Consider the following 17,490-nt stretch of genomic DNA (forward strand, 5'->3'; position numbering starts at 1 on the left):
CGTTGTTTAAAAAAAGCAAATTAATTAAAATGTAGTATCCAGCTTAATGTAATCAAGAAATTCTCTACGAACTTCTTTTTTCTTAAAAGCTCCGCCAAATTCACTGGTAACGGTACTACTTTCAATATCTCTAATTCCTCTGCTGTTTACACAAAGGTGTTTTGCATCTATAACACAAGCAACATCATCGGTTTCTAAAACCTTTTGTAGTTCTTGTACGATCTGCATCGTTAAACGTTCTTGTACCTGTGGTCTTTTAGCAAAATAATCTACAATTCGATTCATTTTGGATAGACCTACTACAGTACCGTTAGATATATAAGCAACATGGGCTTTACCTACGATTGGTAGAAGGTGGTGTTCGCAGGTTGAGTAAACGGTGATATTTTTCTCAACAAGCATTTCTCCGTATTTGTATTTGTTATCGAAGACAGAGGCTTTAGGTTTTCTTTTTGGATCCAATCCAGAAAAAATCTCATTCACAAACATCTTCGCTACTCGTTGTGGAGTTCCTTTAAGGCTGTCGTCACTAAGATCTAATCCCAAAGTGTGCATTATATGCTCTACATCTTCTCTTATTAGTGCAATTTTATCGGTGTCACTAACTTCAAAAGCATCTTTTCTTATTGGAGTATCTGCACTACTTCCGGCGTGTGCATCACCCATTTCTTCAATTTCATTCAAAACTTTGTCTATTTTCATGCCGTTTTACGCTATGAGTCGTAAAGTATTCATTTAGCTTGCAAAGATACACATTTAATAGTCTTTTTAGTCCAACTTGTCTATTTATGCATTTCGCATCGTAAAATTTTATAATTTGCGGGCTAATGTTTTTAGGTACTTTCCAAATAGGTTTTTTGTGTAGCTTGATGCTGTTAAGTTTAGGGCTTTCTGCTCAGGGTACCAGATGTGATGATATTAAGCCTTTCTGTGCAGGTGAAGATCAACTAGTTTTTCCAAATTCTAATACAGAAATTACAAATGTAATAGTAGCCGAAGAAGGTCCCGACTATGGTTGCCTGGAACTTAAAAGATATCCTGCCTGGTTTTATTTACAAATAGAAGATAGCGGTGATCTAGAATTTCTAATTACACAGACAGAGAATGCTGATGGTAGTGGAGAGCTACTAGATGTAGATTTTGTGATATGGGGACCCTTCAATAAAAGAGATAATTATTGTAGTTCTTCTATTCTTTCTGAAGACAACTTAATCGATTGCTCTTATGAAAAAGATGCTATAGAAATAGCTAATATTACAAATGCAAAAGAAGATGAGATTTATGTTTTTGCGTTGCTTAATTATAGTACGTTGCCAGGATATATTAGCCTTGAGCAAATTGAAATGAATGAAAATTCAGGCTCTACAGATTGTACCGTTTTAGATGGTGTTTTAGGACATGATCAGGTTTTATGTAGTAATACGGAAACTATTTTGGATGCAGAAATCGAGGGCGCTTCTGGTTATCAATGGTTTGTTTTTGATGAAAGCATTGATGATTTTACTGAAATTTCAGGTGAAGCATCATCGAAGTTAAATGTTGCTAAAGACGGCACTTATAAAGTCTTAGTGGAAGATGGGGATGGTAATAATGATATTGAGGATGTTGTGAATATCCACTTTTATGATCGACCAAAAATTCAAAAGCCGGCTGAATCTATCGTTGTTTGCCAAAAAGGAAATAATGTTGATCTTACGCAAAAAGAGCAAGAACTTTTAGGAAACACTAATTTTACTGAAGGATATGAAATAGAATATTTCGAAACGCAGCAGGATATTGATAATGATGAAATGATAGCAAAGCCTTCTCTTTACAAAGCCGAAGTTTCGGAAACAATATTTGTAAGAATAAGAGATCTTTTTACCGGTTGTTATTCTGAGATTAGTGAAATTCAGCTAAAAATACTTCAACTTCCACAAATGAAATTTCCAGAAGAAATAGAAATGTGTGTTAATGCCTCTGGGGAATTTCAGGAAGAATTAGTCTTAGGTTTTGACTATGGTGAAAATTATAATTACACCTGGTTGAATGGAAATGAAGTAATTTCCAATGATTTTGAAATTTCTCTAAATCAACAATCAATAAATCCAGAATATAATTTAGTAATCACAGAGGCTACAACGGGGTGCGAAGTTTCCTATTCTACAAAATTAAGATACGTTTCAGAACCTGAATCCATAGAAATTGAAATATTAAAGGCGAATTTTGGACAAAATTGGAATGTAGAAGTTCAAGCAGAACCATTTTTAGGGCATTCCTCTGAATTCGAATATCGTTTGGACAATGGGGTATATACTTCACAAAATGTATTTAATAATATAGAAAAGGGAGTTCATGAAGTTAGCGTAAGAGAAATTGGTGGTTGTGGGAATGTTCTGAAAGATGAATTTACTGTGATTGGTTTCGATTTTTTCTTTACTCCTAATGGAGATGGAATCAATGATTTTTGGACGGTCACTTCAGATAAGGATTATCGAATATTAAATATTAAATTGTTTGATCGCTATGGTAATTTTATTCGTGAAATTGACCCAGAAGGAGAAGGCTGGGATGGATCTTTTAATGGAGAATTATTAGTGCAGGATGATTATTGGTTTCGGTTAGAATATACAACTCCTTCATCCACTAGCATTAAACATTTTAGTGGTCACTTTACTTTAAAAAGATAGTATTAAAAAGGCCTAATAATGTAAAAATAATTATTAGGCTTTTTTATAAATCGCAAGATTTACTGTGTTATTAAGATTTTTATATTGACCTACAATCCAAAACTTAGCGAAAATATTAAACTAGAAAATTCTCTATCTATATTGGCTCTGTTTGCTAGTCCTGTCTGATATAGAAAACTGCTTTCTGAAAACTGCGTATTGGTATAAGCAGCGTCTATTTTGAAGGCGCCAAAGCTATATCCTATCCCTGCAGAATAGCTATCCAAGTCGCTCATTGTAATCCCATCTTTGTATGGACTTTCTTCATATCTATAACCACCTCTTAAACTCCAATTGTTAATTCGATATTCCCCACCAATTTTAATCGTAGAAACTGCTGTTAGTTCATCTGAGATAATATCGTTTTGGGTGATAAAATCGCCATCATTTTCAGGCCTAAATTCAGTATTAGAGTAATCTTTGTAACTATAATCAACACTTAATAATCCTTGGCTACCAAGCACAACCGCCCCGCTCGCCGTTAGCTTTCCTGGTGTCTTTAAAGTATATTCCGGATAAATATTAACAACATCAGGATTTACAATAGTATTTTCGTTGAAAACGTCGCTATAGGAACTTAAGGATTGCGCAGTTTCTTCTCTAATATTATACCAGGTAGGGGTATCATAAGTAGCGCCAATTCTAATGTTATCAGTAATCTTATAAATACCACCTAGTTGTGCAGAAAAACCATCTCCATCAGTACTAAGCGTATTTACAAAAGCTATTTCGTTTGTTTCACTACCATTGTTATTATTGGTTTCGAAATACCTGGTTGTTCTATCATAATTGATAAAATGGATATTAAAATTTATACCTAAATATAATTTCTTCTGAAACTCTGCAGCAAAATTAAAAGAAATTTTTCCGTTTAATCCGGTGGAAACGTAGTTGTAATTATTCTGAAATTGCCCCGGTGCGACAGAAGAATTATACGCGGTATTCTCTAAATCTTCACTTTCTGGATTGATAATGAATGCCTGGTATGCTAAAAGCGCTTGCTGCGCTCCAAAACCTTCATTTTCTCCTAAATAGGAATATAGATCTTCTACCGATTCATCATCATAAGGTATAAGAAGATCTAACGGAATACCCTGTGCATAGTCTAAAAAATATTGATCTATAGAGCCGTTACTAGATCCAGAAGCTAAAAAAGCATCGTCATAATTATTCTCTTCAGCAAAGTTTACACCGAAGCTAAATTTTGTAAAATCATTGTTGGTGCTGTTGGAATCAAAAACAAGAACGAAACCAGCCTGACTTGCATTAAAATCGCTGTTATCACTGTTGTTGAAACTATTGTTAAAGCCTGTCGTGTTTTCTTTAGAAACATCAGAAAGTGTTAACGTTACAGCGCTATTTAAAAAAACTGCTGAACTCGCTGGATTAATTGCAATAGCAGATATATCTCCACCAAGTGCTCCAAAAGCCCCGCTCATCGCTTGAAATCTAGCTGTGCCTTTAAGATTGGTGTGGGAATATCTTAATGCATCGGTAATATCCTGTGCTTTCATTTGGCTGAAAGTCATTAGGGATAATACTGCAAAGGCTAAAATTTTTTTCATAATCTAGGTGTTATATTCAAAATTAGGCAATAAAATACCTTACAACTTTAAAGTTGTAAGGATATTTTAATATATAAGTTGGGTTTAACCTCTTCCGCCACGACTACTACGGGAACTTCCTCCTCTGGAAGAACCGCTAGAAGATCTACTTGAAGAAGAGCGGCTGCTTGAAGAACTGCTTCGTCCTACAGAGCTTGAACTTCTAGTTGGAGTAGAGGTTCTAACAGATCGTGTTCTACTAGGTGTAGAAGATCTGGTGTTGGTTTGATAAGATCTGCTAGATCTTGTATTACTATCACTACTTCTACTGTAAGAATTCGATGATCTTCTGCTAGATCTTGTATAAACGTTATTATCGTTACGATCTGCAACTCGGCTTCTTACAGAAGATGAGTTATCTCTTCTGGAGCTACGATCAGAACTTCTAATCTCACGAATTCTTCTAGAATATGAAGAATTACTTCTTGATCTTGTATTTGAGCTTTCTCTTCTATTTACTGCAGTGCTATAAGAACTTCTAGAGCCTCTACGAGAATTCATGTAAGAATAGCGGTTATTGTTGTAATATCTTTGGTAGTTGTTATAATAACCACCTCCGTAATAACGTCCATTCCATCTTCCGCCACCATAATACCATGGTGAATAGAAACCAGCGCCATATCCGTAAGCCCATCCGGCTCCATAATAAGGTGATCCCCATCCCCATCCGATATTCCAATAAGGTCTGTTGTAGAAGCCTCCGTAGCCGTTCCAGCCCCAACCAAAACCAGCACCGTAATAAGGATCATAAAAACCGCCACCCCATGGGCCGTAAAATCCTCTGTTCCAAAAACCTCCTACGTTGTTGTTATAAATGTTTACCGTGATATCATCAGCATCACCTTGTCCCCATGGAGCGTAAGATCCATTGTAGGCCATTTCCCCATTTTCGTTATACATCTCTTCATCTTCAGCATAACCTGAGTTGGAGGAATACGTGTCTATATCAGTAAAAACAGCATCTTCCTGCATAGCATCATCTAGCATTGCAGATTGCTGAGCAAACATATTTTTATAATAGGAATTTGCTTCATTAAGTTTTTCCTCTCGTTGCTCATCAGCACTTTGAGGTCTTTCATAGCCAGTACGTGGACGATCTACAGTTCTCGAAGATTCTCCATAAATACCATCGTTGTAACCTGAGTATTGGTAAGAACCACATGATGCTAACAACAGCAACAACACAGGTGTAATGAAAACAGATGTTCTTTTGTGTAATTTAGTATTGCTTATCATTAGCGAGTTATTTAATTGTTGAACATTACAAATTTAGTTAGTTTTGCGCTAACAAAATAAGTTTATATTGTATACTTTAAAATACAATATTTATGCCAAAAAAAGATAATGGGTAAGAATTTAACTAGCAGAGCGCAAGACTATTCGAAGTGGTACAACGAACTTGTTGTAAAAGCAGATTTAGCTGAGAATTCAGCAGTTAGAGGTTGTATGGTAATAAAACCATATGGCTATGCAATTTGGGAAAAAATGCAGGCTGAATTAGATAGAATGTTTAAAGAAACAGGACATCAAAATGCCTATTTTCCTCTTTTTGTCCCCAAAAGCCTTTTTGAAGCCGAGGAGAAAAATGCTGAAGGATTCGCCAAAGAATGTGCGGTGGTAACTCATTATCGACTTAAGAACGACGAGGAAAACAAAGGAAAATTAATTGTAGATCCTGAAGCTAAGCTGGAAGAAGAGCTTGTGGTTAGACCAACTTCAGAAGCGGTTATCTGGAATACATATAAAAATTGGGTGCAGTCCTATAGAGATTTACCTATTCTTATAAACCAATGGGCTAATGTCGTTCGTTGGGAAATGAGAACACGTTTGTTTCTTAGAACATCAGAGTTTCTGTGGCAAGAAGGGCATACAGCTCATGCTACTAAACAGGAAGCGCTGGTAGAAACAAAGCAAATGAATGATATTTATGCTGAGTTTGCCGAAAAATTTATGGCTACTCCTGTAATTAAAGGAGCTAAAACAGCTAACGAGCGTTTCGCTGGGGCGGTAGAAACATATTGTATAGAAGCTTTAATGCAGGATGGTAAAGCATTGCAAGCTGGTACATCTCACTTTTTAGGTCAGAACTTCGCTAAGGCTTTTGATGTAAAGTTTGCAACTAAAGAAGGAGGTTTGGAACATGTTTGGGCAACTTCCTGGGGAGTTTCAACTCGTTTGATGGGTGCCTTGATCATGACGCATAGCGATGATAAAGGTTTAGTGCTGCCTCCAAAATTGGCGCCAATACAGGTGGTGATTGTTCCTATTTATAAAAATGAAGAACAATTAGATCAAATTTCAGAAGTAGCTAATCAATTAGTAAAAGATTTACGCGCTAAAGGAGTGTCAGTTAAATTTGATAATCGAGATACGCAGAAGCCGGGATGGAAGTTTGCACAATATGAATTGCAAGGCGTTCCGGTACGTTTAGCTATTGGGCCTAAGGATTTGGAGAAAGGAACCGTAGAGCTTGCAAGAAGAGATACGCTTACTAAAGAGTTTGTGCAGATGGATGGTGTTGTAGATAAAGTATCAGGCTTAATGGAGGAAATTCAGGATGCTTTATTTGATAAGGCAAGAAACTTTCGAGATGAACATGTTACAAAAGTAGATAGCTTTGATGAGTTTAAAAAAGTGTTGAAAGATAAGGGAGGTTTTATATCTGCGCACTGGGATGGTACTTCAGAAACCGAAAATAAGATCAAAAGCTTAACAAAAGCAACAATTAGATGTGTGCCTTTTGAAAGGGAAGAAGAAGCCGGAGCCTGCGTTTTAACTGGAGAACCTTCTAAAGGGAGAGTGCTCTTTGCAAAGGCTTATTAATTTTTTTTAATTTTTTTTGCGGAAGATTTGCGGCATTTAAAAAAAGTTGTATTTTTGCATCCGCATTGAAACAAAAAGAATGTTGGTCCGTTCGTCTAGGGGTTAGGACGCCAGGTTTTCATCCTGGTAACAGGGGTTCGATTCCCCTACGGACTACGAAATAACACAAGTAATTGTGTTGTAGTGAAGCCTTAAATGGCATGAATTATTGAGAATATTTGGTCCGTTCGTCTAGGGGTTAGGACGCCAGGTTTTCATCCTGGTAACAGGGGTTCGATTCCCCTACGGACTACTTTTAAAGAATTAATTAAATTATTTGTAATGGCAAATCATAAGTCAGCGTTAAAGAGAATCCGTAGCAACGAGGCTAAAAGGCTTAGGAATCGCTATCAGCATAAAACTACAAGAAACGCAATCAAAAAATTGCGTGAAACTGAGGATAAGAAAGAGGCGGAAACGCTTTATCCTTCTGTAGCTTCTATGATTGATAAGTTAGCTAAGAAAAACGTAATACACACAAATAAAGCTTCTAACTTAAAGTCTAAGCTAGCTAAACACGTAGCTGCGCTTTAATTTAGAATTATTTATAAGTGTTCAATTTATAGAGGAATGCTCTCTTTATCGGGGAGCATTTTTTTATTCTTAAGCTTTAAGGAAAAATTAAAGCTCCTTCGTTAATTGCGAAGGAGCTTTTGTTGTTTTTCAGTATTTAAAAATTAGAATACCGATAAGCCTGTTAAAGTAGTAAGTCTTTCTAAAGCCTTCATTCCTAATTCAGAGTTTCCTTTTTTGTTAAGAACAGGGCTCCATACAGCAACCGAATACTGTTGCGGATGGATTGCTGCTATACCTCCACCAACGCCACTCTTACCGGGTAAGCCTACTTCAAAACTAAATTCGCCAGATTCATCGTAGAATCCACAGGTCTGCATCAAGGCGTTTAATCGTTTTACTGTACTTGGGTTTAATACTTGCTCGCCGGTTCGTAAAATCTCGCCTTTATTAGCATATAGCATAAATGCCTTGGCTAGAGATTTACAAGACATGCTTAGAGAACAAGAGTAGAAATAAAAATCTATAATCTTATCAACGTCACACTTTATGTTTCCCAAAGCCTTCATGTAGTTTACCAAAGCTATATTTCGATACCCTGATGATAATTCAGATTGCGCAACTTTTTCATCATATTCTATGTCGTCTTCTCCTGTAATCTTTCGTACAAAATCCAATAATTCTTGTTTAGGATCTTCCAAAATATCAACTAAAATGTCGCAAATTACCAAAGCACCTGAATTGATAAATGGATTTCTAGGGATACCTCTATCTTGCTCCAGTTGCATTAATGAATTAAAAGGGTTTCCGGAAGGCTCTACATGAACACGTTCCCAAACTTTACTTCCTAAATTGCGAATTGCAAGTGATAACGTAAATACTTTACTGATAGACTGGATAGAAAATTTCTCTTCGTGATCTCCAAAACCATAAATTTCGTTTTCGCTTCTATAAAGGTGCATGCCAAACTTTTTAGGGTCAACTTTGGCAAGTTCAGGAATGTAGGCAGCTACCTTTCCTTTAACATCCCTATAGCTCATTTCTTCCTGGATGGTATTTAAAATTTGCTGATAATCTATCATTAATTGAGATTTGTTAAGATGGTTTCCGGTTCTATTTCGTAAGGTTCTTTATTACATTCAAAAACTCTTGCAGAAAGTTTACCTTTAAGAGTGATCTCTTTACCATTTAATTCTAGCCAGCTTCCTTCGCGTAGACCAACTACAGGTTGCGTATTTATATGATGAAATTCTTTAATTCTTGTTTCTCTTGTTTCTCCTTTATGTGTTGAATTAATATCTGGATCTAAATAATGCGGATTTATATTGAAAGGAACAAGACCTAGCGTTTTAAATGATTTTGGCTGAATTATAGGCATATCGTTTGTCGTGCCCATAGTTAAACCGGTAATATTGGTTCCCGCACTTGTACCCATATACGGTGTGCCCGATAAAACAACTTGACGCAAGGTTTCCATTATTCCATGGCGATACAATTCGCTAACAAGTAAAAAAGTATTACCACCACCAGTAAATATTCCATCAGCATTTTTTAAAGCGTCCAATGGATTTTCAAATTCATGAATTCCTTTTAAGTTAAGATTTGCCTTTTTGAATGCCTCTTTTGCTTTATTTGTATAAGCATCATGGCTTATTCCACCAGGTCTTGCGAAGGGTATAAATAAGACCTCTTTATCCTTTCCGTAGAGATTATTTAAATGTGCAGTCAAATAGGCTAAGTATTCTTCTTCATGCAAAGTTGAGGTACTGGCAAGTATCGCTTTTTTCATTTTCATAGTTTTAGCAAAAGTAGATAGAAAAGAGTCTTTTAACAAAAGTTTACGTGGGGCATATTACGAATATTAATAAAGGAATTCTTAATTTAGAGAAAGCCTTCAACCCATGATCCGAAAACTTTCTATTCTAATTTTATTTATTTCAGCAAGCATTTTTGCACAGGACAATCGTGTTCAAATTACCGGGGGTATTAACGTTCCGGAAACAGACGAGCCTGATGGAATTACCATTTTTAATGAATCTACCAGTAAAGGAACTATTTCTAACAAAATTGGACAATTTAAAATTAATGCAGGTTTGAATGATCGTTTGGTATTTTCTTCCCTTCAGTTTGAGCAATTTTCAGTTAGAGTTACTGAAGAAATGTTAGAATCTGGAATGCTGAATGTCGCTGTGAATGTCGCGGTAAATGAACTTCCTGAAGTAAATGTCGTAAAAGGGAGCCTAACAGGATCGGTGCGTGTAGACCTTAATCGAATAAAGGTAACGCCGGCTCAGTTACCAGATACAGCAACTACCACGCTCGAAAACTCTAAAATAGTAACGCCTTACAGTTATCCCGTTCGTAATCAAGCTGAATTATCCAGTAGAACCTATATGGTAAACGGGCTAAATCTTATTAATGTTTTTAAAGTTATAGCTGGTACCTACGGCGAAAAAGATACCGATTATAGAGTAATTCCATACGACCAGTTAGATGATGAAATTAAAGAAATGTATAGTAATGATTTTTTTAAAGAAACACTCAATCTAGAGGCCAATCAAGTAAACGACTTTGTTTTTTTTGCAGCTGATAATGGTTTAGATGGGCAAATGCTTTCTGAAGAAAATGACTTGGATATTATTCAGTTTTTAGTAGAACAGCGACAAGCCTATCAATCTTATCTTAATGCCAAAGTGGATACGCTTGATTGATTTTCTTTAATTTAATTGTACTTTTTTAACGCGATGTTAGTTATATAAATTAGAAGTCTATTCTAAATGGTGTAAAAAACCTATGGAATTGATTTAATATTTAGTAATCATCAATCAAAAATTAATTGCGTTTTCTTAGTTTATTTAGCATTTTACTTGCTATATGTCCTTCGGTTTTTTCACAATCTAAAGTTATCGAGGGAAGGATTGTTGCAGATTCTTTGGATTCCAGTTTAATCAATATCATAAATCTTTCTTCTGGGCGAGGGACTTCTAGTGAAGCATCTGGAAAGTTCACAATTAAGGCTTCAGTAAATGATAGCATCTTATTTTCTTCTGTTCAGTTTAAAAAGAAAATAGTTGTGGTGAATTCGAAAGTCTACAAAAATGCATTTTTAGAAGTGTATTTAGAAGCTGCTATAAATCTTTTGGATGAAGTTAAACTTCCTAATCTTTCCGGTAATTTAGCTTCAGATTTAAAAAATATGCCAATAAATGACAAATACGCACTAAATGCACCAATGTCATTAAAAATGCCGATTAGTCACGAAGAGAAATTACTTTACACTGCAACAACTGGTCCCGGGGATACACGATTTAAATGGTACGCAATTTTTTTGGGTAGTGTGCCTTTGGACCCAATAATTAATGGTTTGAGTGGCAGAACAAAAATGCTTAAAAAACTGAACAAAAATATTAAAGAGCAAAACACGCTTGAAACTCAATTAGACTTGCATAGAACATTTCTTATTGAATCATGTAATCTAGATGAAAAGCATTTATTTCTATTTTTAAATCATTGTTTTTCTCAGCCAGAATATGTAGAATTGCTTACTGCCGATAATAAATTGAAGTTATTAGAGTTTTATAAAAAGGAGTCTAAGATTTTTCTTAAAAATTTGGATAAGAAGTCTGAAGATGATGTTTTAATATCGAATTAGTTTAAAACGTTTTTAGTGCGAAAGATTATCATCTGTTTTATTTTATTTTTTACACAAGCGGTACTTACCGCCCAACAACCTGTGTCTTTGGAGGGGAAAGTTATTGCCGATAGTTTAGAGTATTCTTTTATCAATATTATAAATATTTCAGCCCATAAAGGAACGACTAATGATCGTGAAGGTCGCTTTGTTGTTGAGATTAGTGAAAATGATACCTTACAATTTTCTTCTGTTCAATTTCAAAAAAAAGAAGTAATCATTACAAAATCTATTATTGCTTCTAAATTTTTAGAAGTTATTTTAGTGCCGGGCGTTAATCAACTTGAAGAGGTATATATTTCTAACTCTAATCTTGTGGGGGATTTAGATAAAGACTTTAGTAAAATTCAGTTTTATGATAAATACGAACTTCATGCTCCCCAGCTTAGACAAGATATCCCTTCTTTAATCGATCGGAAAATTGCCGCCACAGGAGGTGATCCTTCAAATCTGTTACTAAATACAATTTCAGGAGATCGCCAAAAATTAAAAAAGATAAAGGCAAATATGGATTACGATTCGAGAATTGAAAAAGCCTTATTGATGTTGCCTTCAGATTTTTTTAAAACGATTAATATCAAGGAAACAGAACAAATGCTTTTTCTTTATTTCTGTGCTGAAGATTCTTATTTTGATACCCTTGTTAATTTTGATAGGAAGGGGGATCTAGTAGTTTTTCTGAAAGAAAAAAGTTTGGAGTGGCAAAAACAAACTGATGGGAAATAATAGAATCTTACTTTTTTTATTACTCCTATTTTGCTTTTGTAATGCTGTATTTTCACAGCAGCGCCAGGATTTAACAGGGCAGATTGTAAACGACTCGATAGGAGAAGCTTTTGTGAATATATTAAATATTACTGCTGAAACGGGAACCGTTAGCGAATCTGATGGCAGGTTTGGGTTAACCGTAAAAGAAAATGATAGTATCTTGTTTTCTTCCGTACAGTTTGAAAATAAATATGTGGTGATTACCAAAGAAATTATAGCGAAAGGATTTTTGGAGATCGAGCTAACAGAAGAAGTAAATCGATTAGAAACGGTTCATCTTAATAACATAAAACTTACCGGCAATTTAGAAGGTGATATCCAGAATATAAAGGTGAAGCCACTTATGTTTCTTCCTCCTCCTAGGAAAAACCTAACCATGGCACAACGAAAAATGGGATCTTACGGTGGCGGTTTAGGAATGTTGATAGGTGCGCTAAATGGTGATTTAAAGTATTTGAAAAAAGCGCAGAAAAATTATGAATTACAAGGTGAAGCCTACCAATTATTAGAAAGTATACCAAAAGGTATTTTTGTTGAAGACTTTGGCTTAGAGGAATGGGAAGTAATAAACTTTATGTTTTATTGTGCGCGGAATAATAATAGCAATCTTCAAAAATTAATTGCTGAAGATGACACCTTAGCGTTGATTGCATATTTTGAAAAACAGGCAGAAGACTTTAAAGAAATTAGCAGGAAAGGCGATGTTCCAAAGCTTGAAAGCACTAATGAAAATCGATAAATTTCAACATAAATCTTAAAAAGTCCCCAGAAATAGTGAACTTCGTACTTTGGACTAAAATTTGTTATTCTGAAGTAAAATTGTCGAAATGAAAAAATACAGATTTTTAATAGCATTTATTTTGGCTTGCCTTTGTTTGAGCGCGACCTCACATAAATTCTATTTAAGTGTCACTGAAATTGAATATAAAGAAGACAAGAAGGATCTGCAGATAATTTCAAAAGTGTTTATAGATGATTTTCAAGATGTTTTAGAGCAACGATATGGAGAAACTATCACTTTATCTGTAGAAGCAGAAAAGGGTCCTGTAGAAAAATTAATTCAGAAATATCTAAAATCAAAACTTCAAATTTCAGCAGATGGGAAACCCATTGCACTGCATTATCTAGGAAAAAAATACGATAAGGATCAACTAATATTATTTATTGAGGGTGAAAACGTCGAGACATTTAATTCAATAAAAATTACGAATGCAATTCTAACCGATCTGTTTGATGAGCAAAAAAACGTGGTTAATGTGAAGGTAAAAGATGATATTAAAAGCCTGATGTTAATGAGAAATGCAGATACAGATGTGTTAAATTTCGACGATTAGTCTTCTATCCCTGAAGAAATTATTTATTTTTAGCAATATTTAACAAATTAATCATACATGAAAACAATCAAACTGATATGTTCAGCGTTTTTATTGTTTGCAATTACAGGAGTGAACGCCCAGGAAGAGCAACAAGAAACCCCCAAACCGCAGGGACATACTAACCAAAACAAATTTAGACAATTATACCAGGAATTTAGAGATCCTAGTATGTATCGTACTGCCTCTGGAGCGCCTGGTGAAGCCTATTATCAAAACGAAGCCGACTATCAAATGGATATCGTTTTAGATGATGAAAATACAAAGCTAAGCGGCGAAGAAACCATAACTTATCACAACAATTCAAAAAATAAACTAGAGTATCTATGGATGCAATTAGATCAAAACATCCGTAAAAAAGATGCTCCAGCTCTAGAAAAAGGATCTAGCGGTATGGCGCCTGTTGCTCAAACTGGTCGTTTTGCCGACCAATATTTAAAACAACCTTTTGACGGTGGTTTTAATATCGAGGAAGTAAAAACAGATGGTGATAAATTATCATATACCATCAATAATACAATGATGCGTATCGATCTTCCAGAGCCTTTAGAGGCAGGGGAGAGCTTCACATTCAGCGTAAAATGGTGGTATAATGTAAACAATCACGTTACCAATAGAGCACGTTCTGGTTATGAGCAATTTGAGGATGGAAACAGAGCTTACGAAATTGCCCAGTTTTTCCCAAGAATGGCTGTTTACAACGATGTTGAAGGATGGCAAAACATGCAGTTTTGGGGTAGTGGAGAATTTGCCCTTCCATTTGGAGATTACGAAGTTAATATTACCGTGCCTGCAGACCATGTAATGGAAGCAACAGGAGAACTTCAAAATCGTGATGATGTCTATACTAAAGACATGATGAAACGTTTTAAGAAAGCAAAAAAATCTTACGACGAGCCTGTAATTATTAGAACACAAGAAGAAGCGGTAGAAGCTTCTAAAGATTTTGAAAAGAAAACAAAAACCTGGACGTACAAGGCCGAGATGGTTAGAGATTTCGCTTTTGCCACATCAAGAAGATTTATCTTAGATATGATGGCTGTTAAAATGAATGACGACAGCGATGTAATGGCAGTATCAATTTACCCAAAAGAAGGTAATCCACTTTGGGAAAAATGGTCTACCAGAGTAGTAGCTTCTACATTAGAGAGCTATTCAGATCATACTTTTATTTATCCTTATCACAAAGCAGTTTCAGTACATGCTAAAAATCAAGGAATGGAGTATCCTATGATTTGTTGGAACTATGGTCGTCCAGACGAAAATGGAGAATATAGCGACCGCGTTAAATTTGGGATGATGGGAGTTATTATTCACGAAGTAGGACATAATTTCTTTCCAATGATCGTGAATAGTGATGAGCGCCAATGGGGTTGGATGGACGAAGGTATTAATACCTTTGTGCAATATTTAGCTGAGCAGGAATTTGGAGAAAGATATCCTGAAGCTATAGAAGGTTACGACAAATACCCATCTCGTCGTGGTATCCCAGCTAATATTGTTCCTTACATGAAAGGAAACCAGGATTTTATTGCACCAATTATGGCAAATCCAGAAGAGGTTTACCAACTAGGGAATAATGCTTATGGTAAGCCGGCAACAGCGCTGAATATTTTAAGAGAAACTGTTATGGGGCGTGAGTTGTTTGATCATGCTTTCCATACCTATTCTCAAAGATGGATGTTTAAACACCCAACGCCAGAAGATTTCTTTAGAACTATGGAAGATGCTTCAGCAGTAGATTTAGACTGGTTCTGGAGAGGATGGTTTTACAGCACAGATTATACAGACATTGGTGTAGAAGATGTTAAGAAATACTACGTTACCGATAAGCAAACAAAAGAAGGGCTTGAACTTTTAGAACGTTACGGTGCTAATCCAGATGAAATTGATGCCATTTATGTAGTAGAAGAAGGAAACGAAGAGTTTGAGAAAAGTATGGAAGGCAAAAGCATTTTAGAAAATTCTGAAAAACTTAATGCTTATGTAATGGATAATTTTTCTGCTGAAGAGCGTAATAATTTAGAAGTACCAAAATATTTCTATCAGGTTACTTTCAATAAGCCAGGTGGTTTAGTGATGCCTTTAATTGTAGAACTTACTTATGCCGATGGTTCTACTGAGATGAAAAGATATCCTGTACAGGTTTGGATGAAAAATGATAGCGATGTTGTAAAAACTATCGCTTCTAATAAAGAAATTACCAAGGTAGTGGTAGATCCAGATTTAGAAACAGCAGATGTTGATTTAAGCAATAATAGCTGGCCAAAAGAAGAAACTCCTAATGAGTTTGAAGAGTTTAAAAATAAATCTGACGGATAGTCAAAAAAAGTTGATAAATTTTTAAGCCGACTTTAACGAGTCGGCTTTTTTTATGCTGATATTTGTATATATATTTGTTTTTGATATGATGACAACACTTCCGTTATTTATTAGTGGCGCAGAGATTGGATTTATCATCTTTATTCTAGTGATGGTATTTGGTGCAGATAAGATTCCTGAAATTGCTCGAGGAATGGGTAAAGGAATGCGGATGTTGCGAAATGCATCAGATGACATTAAAACTGAAATTACCAAAAGCGCAGATAAACAGGGAATAGATACTAAAAGCATCACTAAAGATGTAAAAGGTGAAATCGATAAGGTTAAGGAAGATATCGATGAGATTACCGGCTCTGTAAGACGCAAATTCTAATTTATTTTATTCAATGTTAGATCAACTAAAACAGTGGGATAGAGAATTATTTGTATATCTCAATGGTTTAGGAATTGAAGATTACGACAATTTCTGGATTTGGTTTACGCAAATTAGGCATTGGATTCCTTTATATGTCCTATTTTTCTTTTTATTCTTCTTGGCATTTCATAAAAAGAAAGCTATTTATTCTTCTGTATTTCTATTATTATCCTGGGTTGCTACTTTTGGTCTTACCTCTTTGACTAAACATTTGGTAAGTAGAATGCGTCCTAATAATAATCCTGATATTAATCAAATTATAAGAATACTTCAGGAGCCTACTAATTTTAGCTTTTTTTCAGGACATACTTCTTCAGCATTTGTATTGGCAACTTTTGTAATACTGGTGCTGCGAAAAACATATAAATGGATTTGGTTACTCTATATCTGGGCAATTATGCTTTCACTTAGCCGAATTTTTGTAGGGGTTCATTATCCTGGAGATCTTTTTGTAGGAGGATTGGTAGGAGTAATTATGGCTTGGATTTTCTATAAAATCTACCTGAAATACGAATATCGATTTTATTAATTTTTAACCCGACTTAAGGTAAGCCCGTCGCGAAGTGGTAAAACCACAGTTTCAACCCGCTCGTCTTCAGCAAGCATTTTATTATATTTTAATAATGCTTCAGTAGAAGTATCATTCTTTTTTACTTTCTCTAAAACTTTACCACTCCACAATACATTATCAGATAGGATCAATCCGCCCCGATTCATTTTCTCCATAATTATTTCAAAATATTTTGGATAATTTGGCTTGTCTGCATCAATAAAAACCAGGTCGAAGCTGAGGTCTAATTGTGGTATTATAGCAGTCGCATCGCCCAAATGCTGAATAATCTGATCTTTAAATGCTGATTTTTGAAAATATTTCTGCTGAAAGTCAAAAAGTTCTTCATTTATATCGATCGTGTGTAATTTACCTTCTGGCTGCAGTCCTTCTGCCAAGCAAAGTGCAGAATAGCCTGTGTAGGTACCGATCTCCAAAATGTGCTTAGGATTTACCAGTTTTGAGATTAAACTTAATAAACGTCCCTGATAATGCCCGCTTAGCATGCGCGGTTGCAACACTTTTTGATGTGTTTCCCGATTCAGTTTTGCTAAATATCCAGGTTCTTTTTCAGAATGATTTTCGCAATATTCAATAATGCTTTCAGACAAAAACTCCATAAAAAAAATTTCAGCAAAAATACTAAAATAAACGGCTTGGATATTTAACAATTTTCAACTCTAA

General features: G+C 35.1%; 17 protein-coding genes and 2 tRNA genes. 13 read left to right on the top strand and 6 right to left on the bottom strand.

All coding sequences use genetic code 11. The annotated features are described in order from the left end of the window. Nucleotides 1-24 precede the first annotated feature (24 nt). Nucleotides 25-702, bottom strand: coding sequence for a GTP cyclohydrolase I FolE (folE, locus tag PBT91_RS03030; RefSeq protein WP_270060325.1), 678 nt, complete (start codon nucleotides 700-702; stop codon nucleotides 25-27). A 167-nt stretch (nucleotides 703-869) separates the two neighbouring features. Here folE and PBT91_RS03035 point away from each other — a divergent pair, with 167 nt between their 5' ends. Then, nucleotides 870-2,669 (top strand): T9SS type B sorting domain-containing protein, encoded by a 1,800-nt coding sequence (locus PBT91_RS03035; RefSeq protein ID WP_270060326.1) that lies wholly within the window; start codon nucleotides 870-872, stop codon nucleotides 2,667-2,669. Between the two features lie 89 nt (nucleotides 2,670-2,758). Here the strand turns inward: PBT91_RS03035 and PBT91_RS03040 are convergent, their stop codons facing one another. Together PBT91_RS03040 and PBT91_RS03045 are read right to left on the bottom strand one after the other, a co-directional pair. Then, nucleotides 2,759-4,273, bottom strand: a complete 1,515-nt coding sequence (locus PBT91_RS03040) for an OmpP1/FadL family transporter (protein ID WP_270060327.1) — start codon at nucleotides 4,271-4,273, stop codon at nucleotides 2,759-2,761. Nucleotides 4,274-4,357: 84 nt separating this feature from the next. After that, nucleotides 4,358-5,548: a hypothetical protein gene (locus PBT91_RS03045; RefSeq protein WP_270060328.1), complete on the bottom strand. Its 1,191-nt coding sequence runs from the start codon at nucleotides 5,546-5,548 to the stop codon at nucleotides 4,358-4,360. Nucleotides 5,549-5,656: 108 nt separating this feature from the next. On the opposite strand from PBT91_RS03045, the gene proS reads away from it, so the two are divergent. The 4 genes from proS to rpsT all read left to right on the top strand — a co-directional run bounded on the left by proS (nucleotide 5,657) and on the right by rpsT (nucleotide 7,708). Next, on the top strand, nucleotides 5,657-7,135 hold the full coding sequence (gene proS / locus PBT91_RS03050; RefSeq protein ID WP_270060329.1) for a proline--tRNA ligase: 1,479 nt from the start codon (nucleotides 5,657-5,659) through the stop codon (nucleotides 7,133-7,135). A gap of 84 nt (nucleotides 7,136-7,219) precedes the next feature. After that, nucleotides 7,220-7,291: transfer RNA gene (locus tag PBT91_RS03055), tRNA-Glu, on the top strand. 64 nt (nucleotides 7,292-7,355) lie between these two features. Then, nucleotides 7,356-7,427: transfer RNA gene (locus tag PBT91_RS03060), tRNA-Glu, on the top strand. A gap of 29 nt (nucleotides 7,428-7,456) precedes the next feature. Next, nucleotides 7,457-7,708 carry a 30S ribosomal protein S20 gene (gene rpsT / locus PBT91_RS03065; RefSeq protein WP_270060330.1) on the top strand — a complete coding sequence of 84 codons (252 nt, stop codon included), beginning with the start codon at nucleotides 7,457-7,459 and terminating at the stop codon, nucleotides 7,706-7,708. 143 nt (nucleotides 7,709-7,851) lie between these two features. Here rpsT and PBT91_RS03070 read toward each other — a convergent pair whose 3' ends face one another. Then, nucleotides 7,852-8,766, bottom strand: coding sequence for a glutaminase (locus tag PBT91_RS03070; protein WP_270061417.1), 915 nt, complete (start codon nucleotides 8,764-8,766; stop codon nucleotides 7,852-7,854). 2 nt (nucleotides 8,767-8,768) lie between these two features. Beyond that, the gene (pepE, locus tag PBT91_RS03075; protein ID WP_270060331.1) at nucleotides 8,769-9,476 is read right to left on the bottom strand and encodes a dipeptidase PepE; all 708 of its coding nucleotides are present in this window, start codon (nucleotides 9,474-9,476) and stop codon (nucleotides 8,769-8,771) included. Nucleotides 9,477-9,588: 112 nt separating this feature from the next. Here pepE and PBT91_RS03080 point away from each other — a divergent pair, with 112 nt between their 5' ends. The 8 genes from PBT91_RS03080 to PBT91_RS03115 all read left to right on the top strand — a co-directional run bounded on the left by PBT91_RS03080 (nucleotide 9,589) and on the right by PBT91_RS03115 (nucleotide 16,785). Next, the gene (locus PBT91_RS03080; RefSeq protein WP_270060332.1) at nucleotides 9,589-10,398 is read left to right on the top strand and encodes a hypothetical protein; all 810 of its coding nucleotides are present in this window, start codon (nucleotides 9,589-9,591) and stop codon (nucleotides 10,396-10,398) included. Nucleotides 10,399-10,523: 125 nt separating this feature from the next. Next, entirely contained in the window at nucleotides 10,524-11,339 is an 816-nt protein-coding gene (locus PBT91_RS03085) for a hypothetical protein (RefSeq protein ID WP_270060333.1), read from the top strand. Between the two features lie 15 nt (nucleotides 11,340-11,354). Then, nucleotides 11,355-12,104 carry a hypothetical protein gene (locus PBT91_RS03090; RefSeq protein WP_270060334.1) on the top strand — a complete coding sequence of 250 codons (750 nt, stop codon included), beginning with the start codon at nucleotides 11,355-11,357 and terminating at the stop codon, nucleotides 12,102-12,104. Next, nucleotides 12,094-12,885, top strand: coding sequence for a hypothetical protein (locus PBT91_RS03095; RefSeq protein WP_270060335.1), 792 nt, complete (start codon nucleotides 12,094-12,096; stop codon nucleotides 12,883-12,885). The genes PBT91_RS03090 and PBT91_RS03095 overlap by 11 nt, the downstream gene beginning before the upstream one ends. A gap of 88 nt (nucleotides 12,886-12,973) precedes the next feature. Further along, the gene (locus tag PBT91_RS03100; protein ID WP_270060336.1) at nucleotides 12,974-13,480 is read left to right on the top strand and encodes a DUF6702 family protein; all 507 of its coding nucleotides are present in this window, start codon (nucleotides 12,974-12,976) and stop codon (nucleotides 13,478-13,480) included. Between the two features lie 57 nt (nucleotides 13,481-13,537). Further along, nucleotides 13,538-15,841: a M1 family metallopeptidase gene (locus PBT91_RS03105; protein ID WP_270060337.1), complete on the top strand. Its 2,304-nt coding sequence runs from the start codon at nucleotides 13,538-13,540 to the stop codon at nucleotides 15,839-15,841. 88 nt (nucleotides 15,842-15,929) lie between these two features. Further along, nucleotides 15,930-16,214 carry a Sec-independent protein translocase subunit TatA/TatB gene (locus tag PBT91_RS03110; protein ID WP_270061418.1) on the top strand — a complete coding sequence of 95 codons (285 nt, stop codon included), beginning with the start codon at nucleotides 15,930-15,932 and terminating at the stop codon, nucleotides 16,212-16,214. 13 nt (nucleotides 16,215-16,227) lie between these two features. Beyond that, nucleotides 16,228-16,785: a phosphatase PAP2 family protein gene (locus tag PBT91_RS03115; RefSeq protein ID WP_270060338.1), complete on the top strand. Its 558-nt coding sequence runs from the start codon at nucleotides 16,228-16,230 to the stop codon at nucleotides 16,783-16,785. Here the strand turns inward: PBT91_RS03115 and PBT91_RS03120 are convergent. Then, nucleotides 16,782-17,426 (bottom strand): O-methyltransferase, encoded by a 645-nt coding sequence (locus PBT91_RS03120; RefSeq protein ID WP_270060339.1) that lies wholly within the window; start codon nucleotides 17,424-17,426, stop codon nucleotides 16,782-16,784. The genes PBT91_RS03115 and PBT91_RS03120 overlap by 4 nt on opposite strands. Nucleotides 17,427-17,490: the final 64 nt, after the last annotated feature.

Origin of the sequence: Zunongwangia sp. HGR-M22 (genome assembly GCF_027594425.1) — a bacterium.
Taxonomy (GTDB): domain Bacteria; phylum Bacteroidota; class Bacteroidia; order Flavobacteriales; family Flavobacteriaceae; genus Zunongwangia.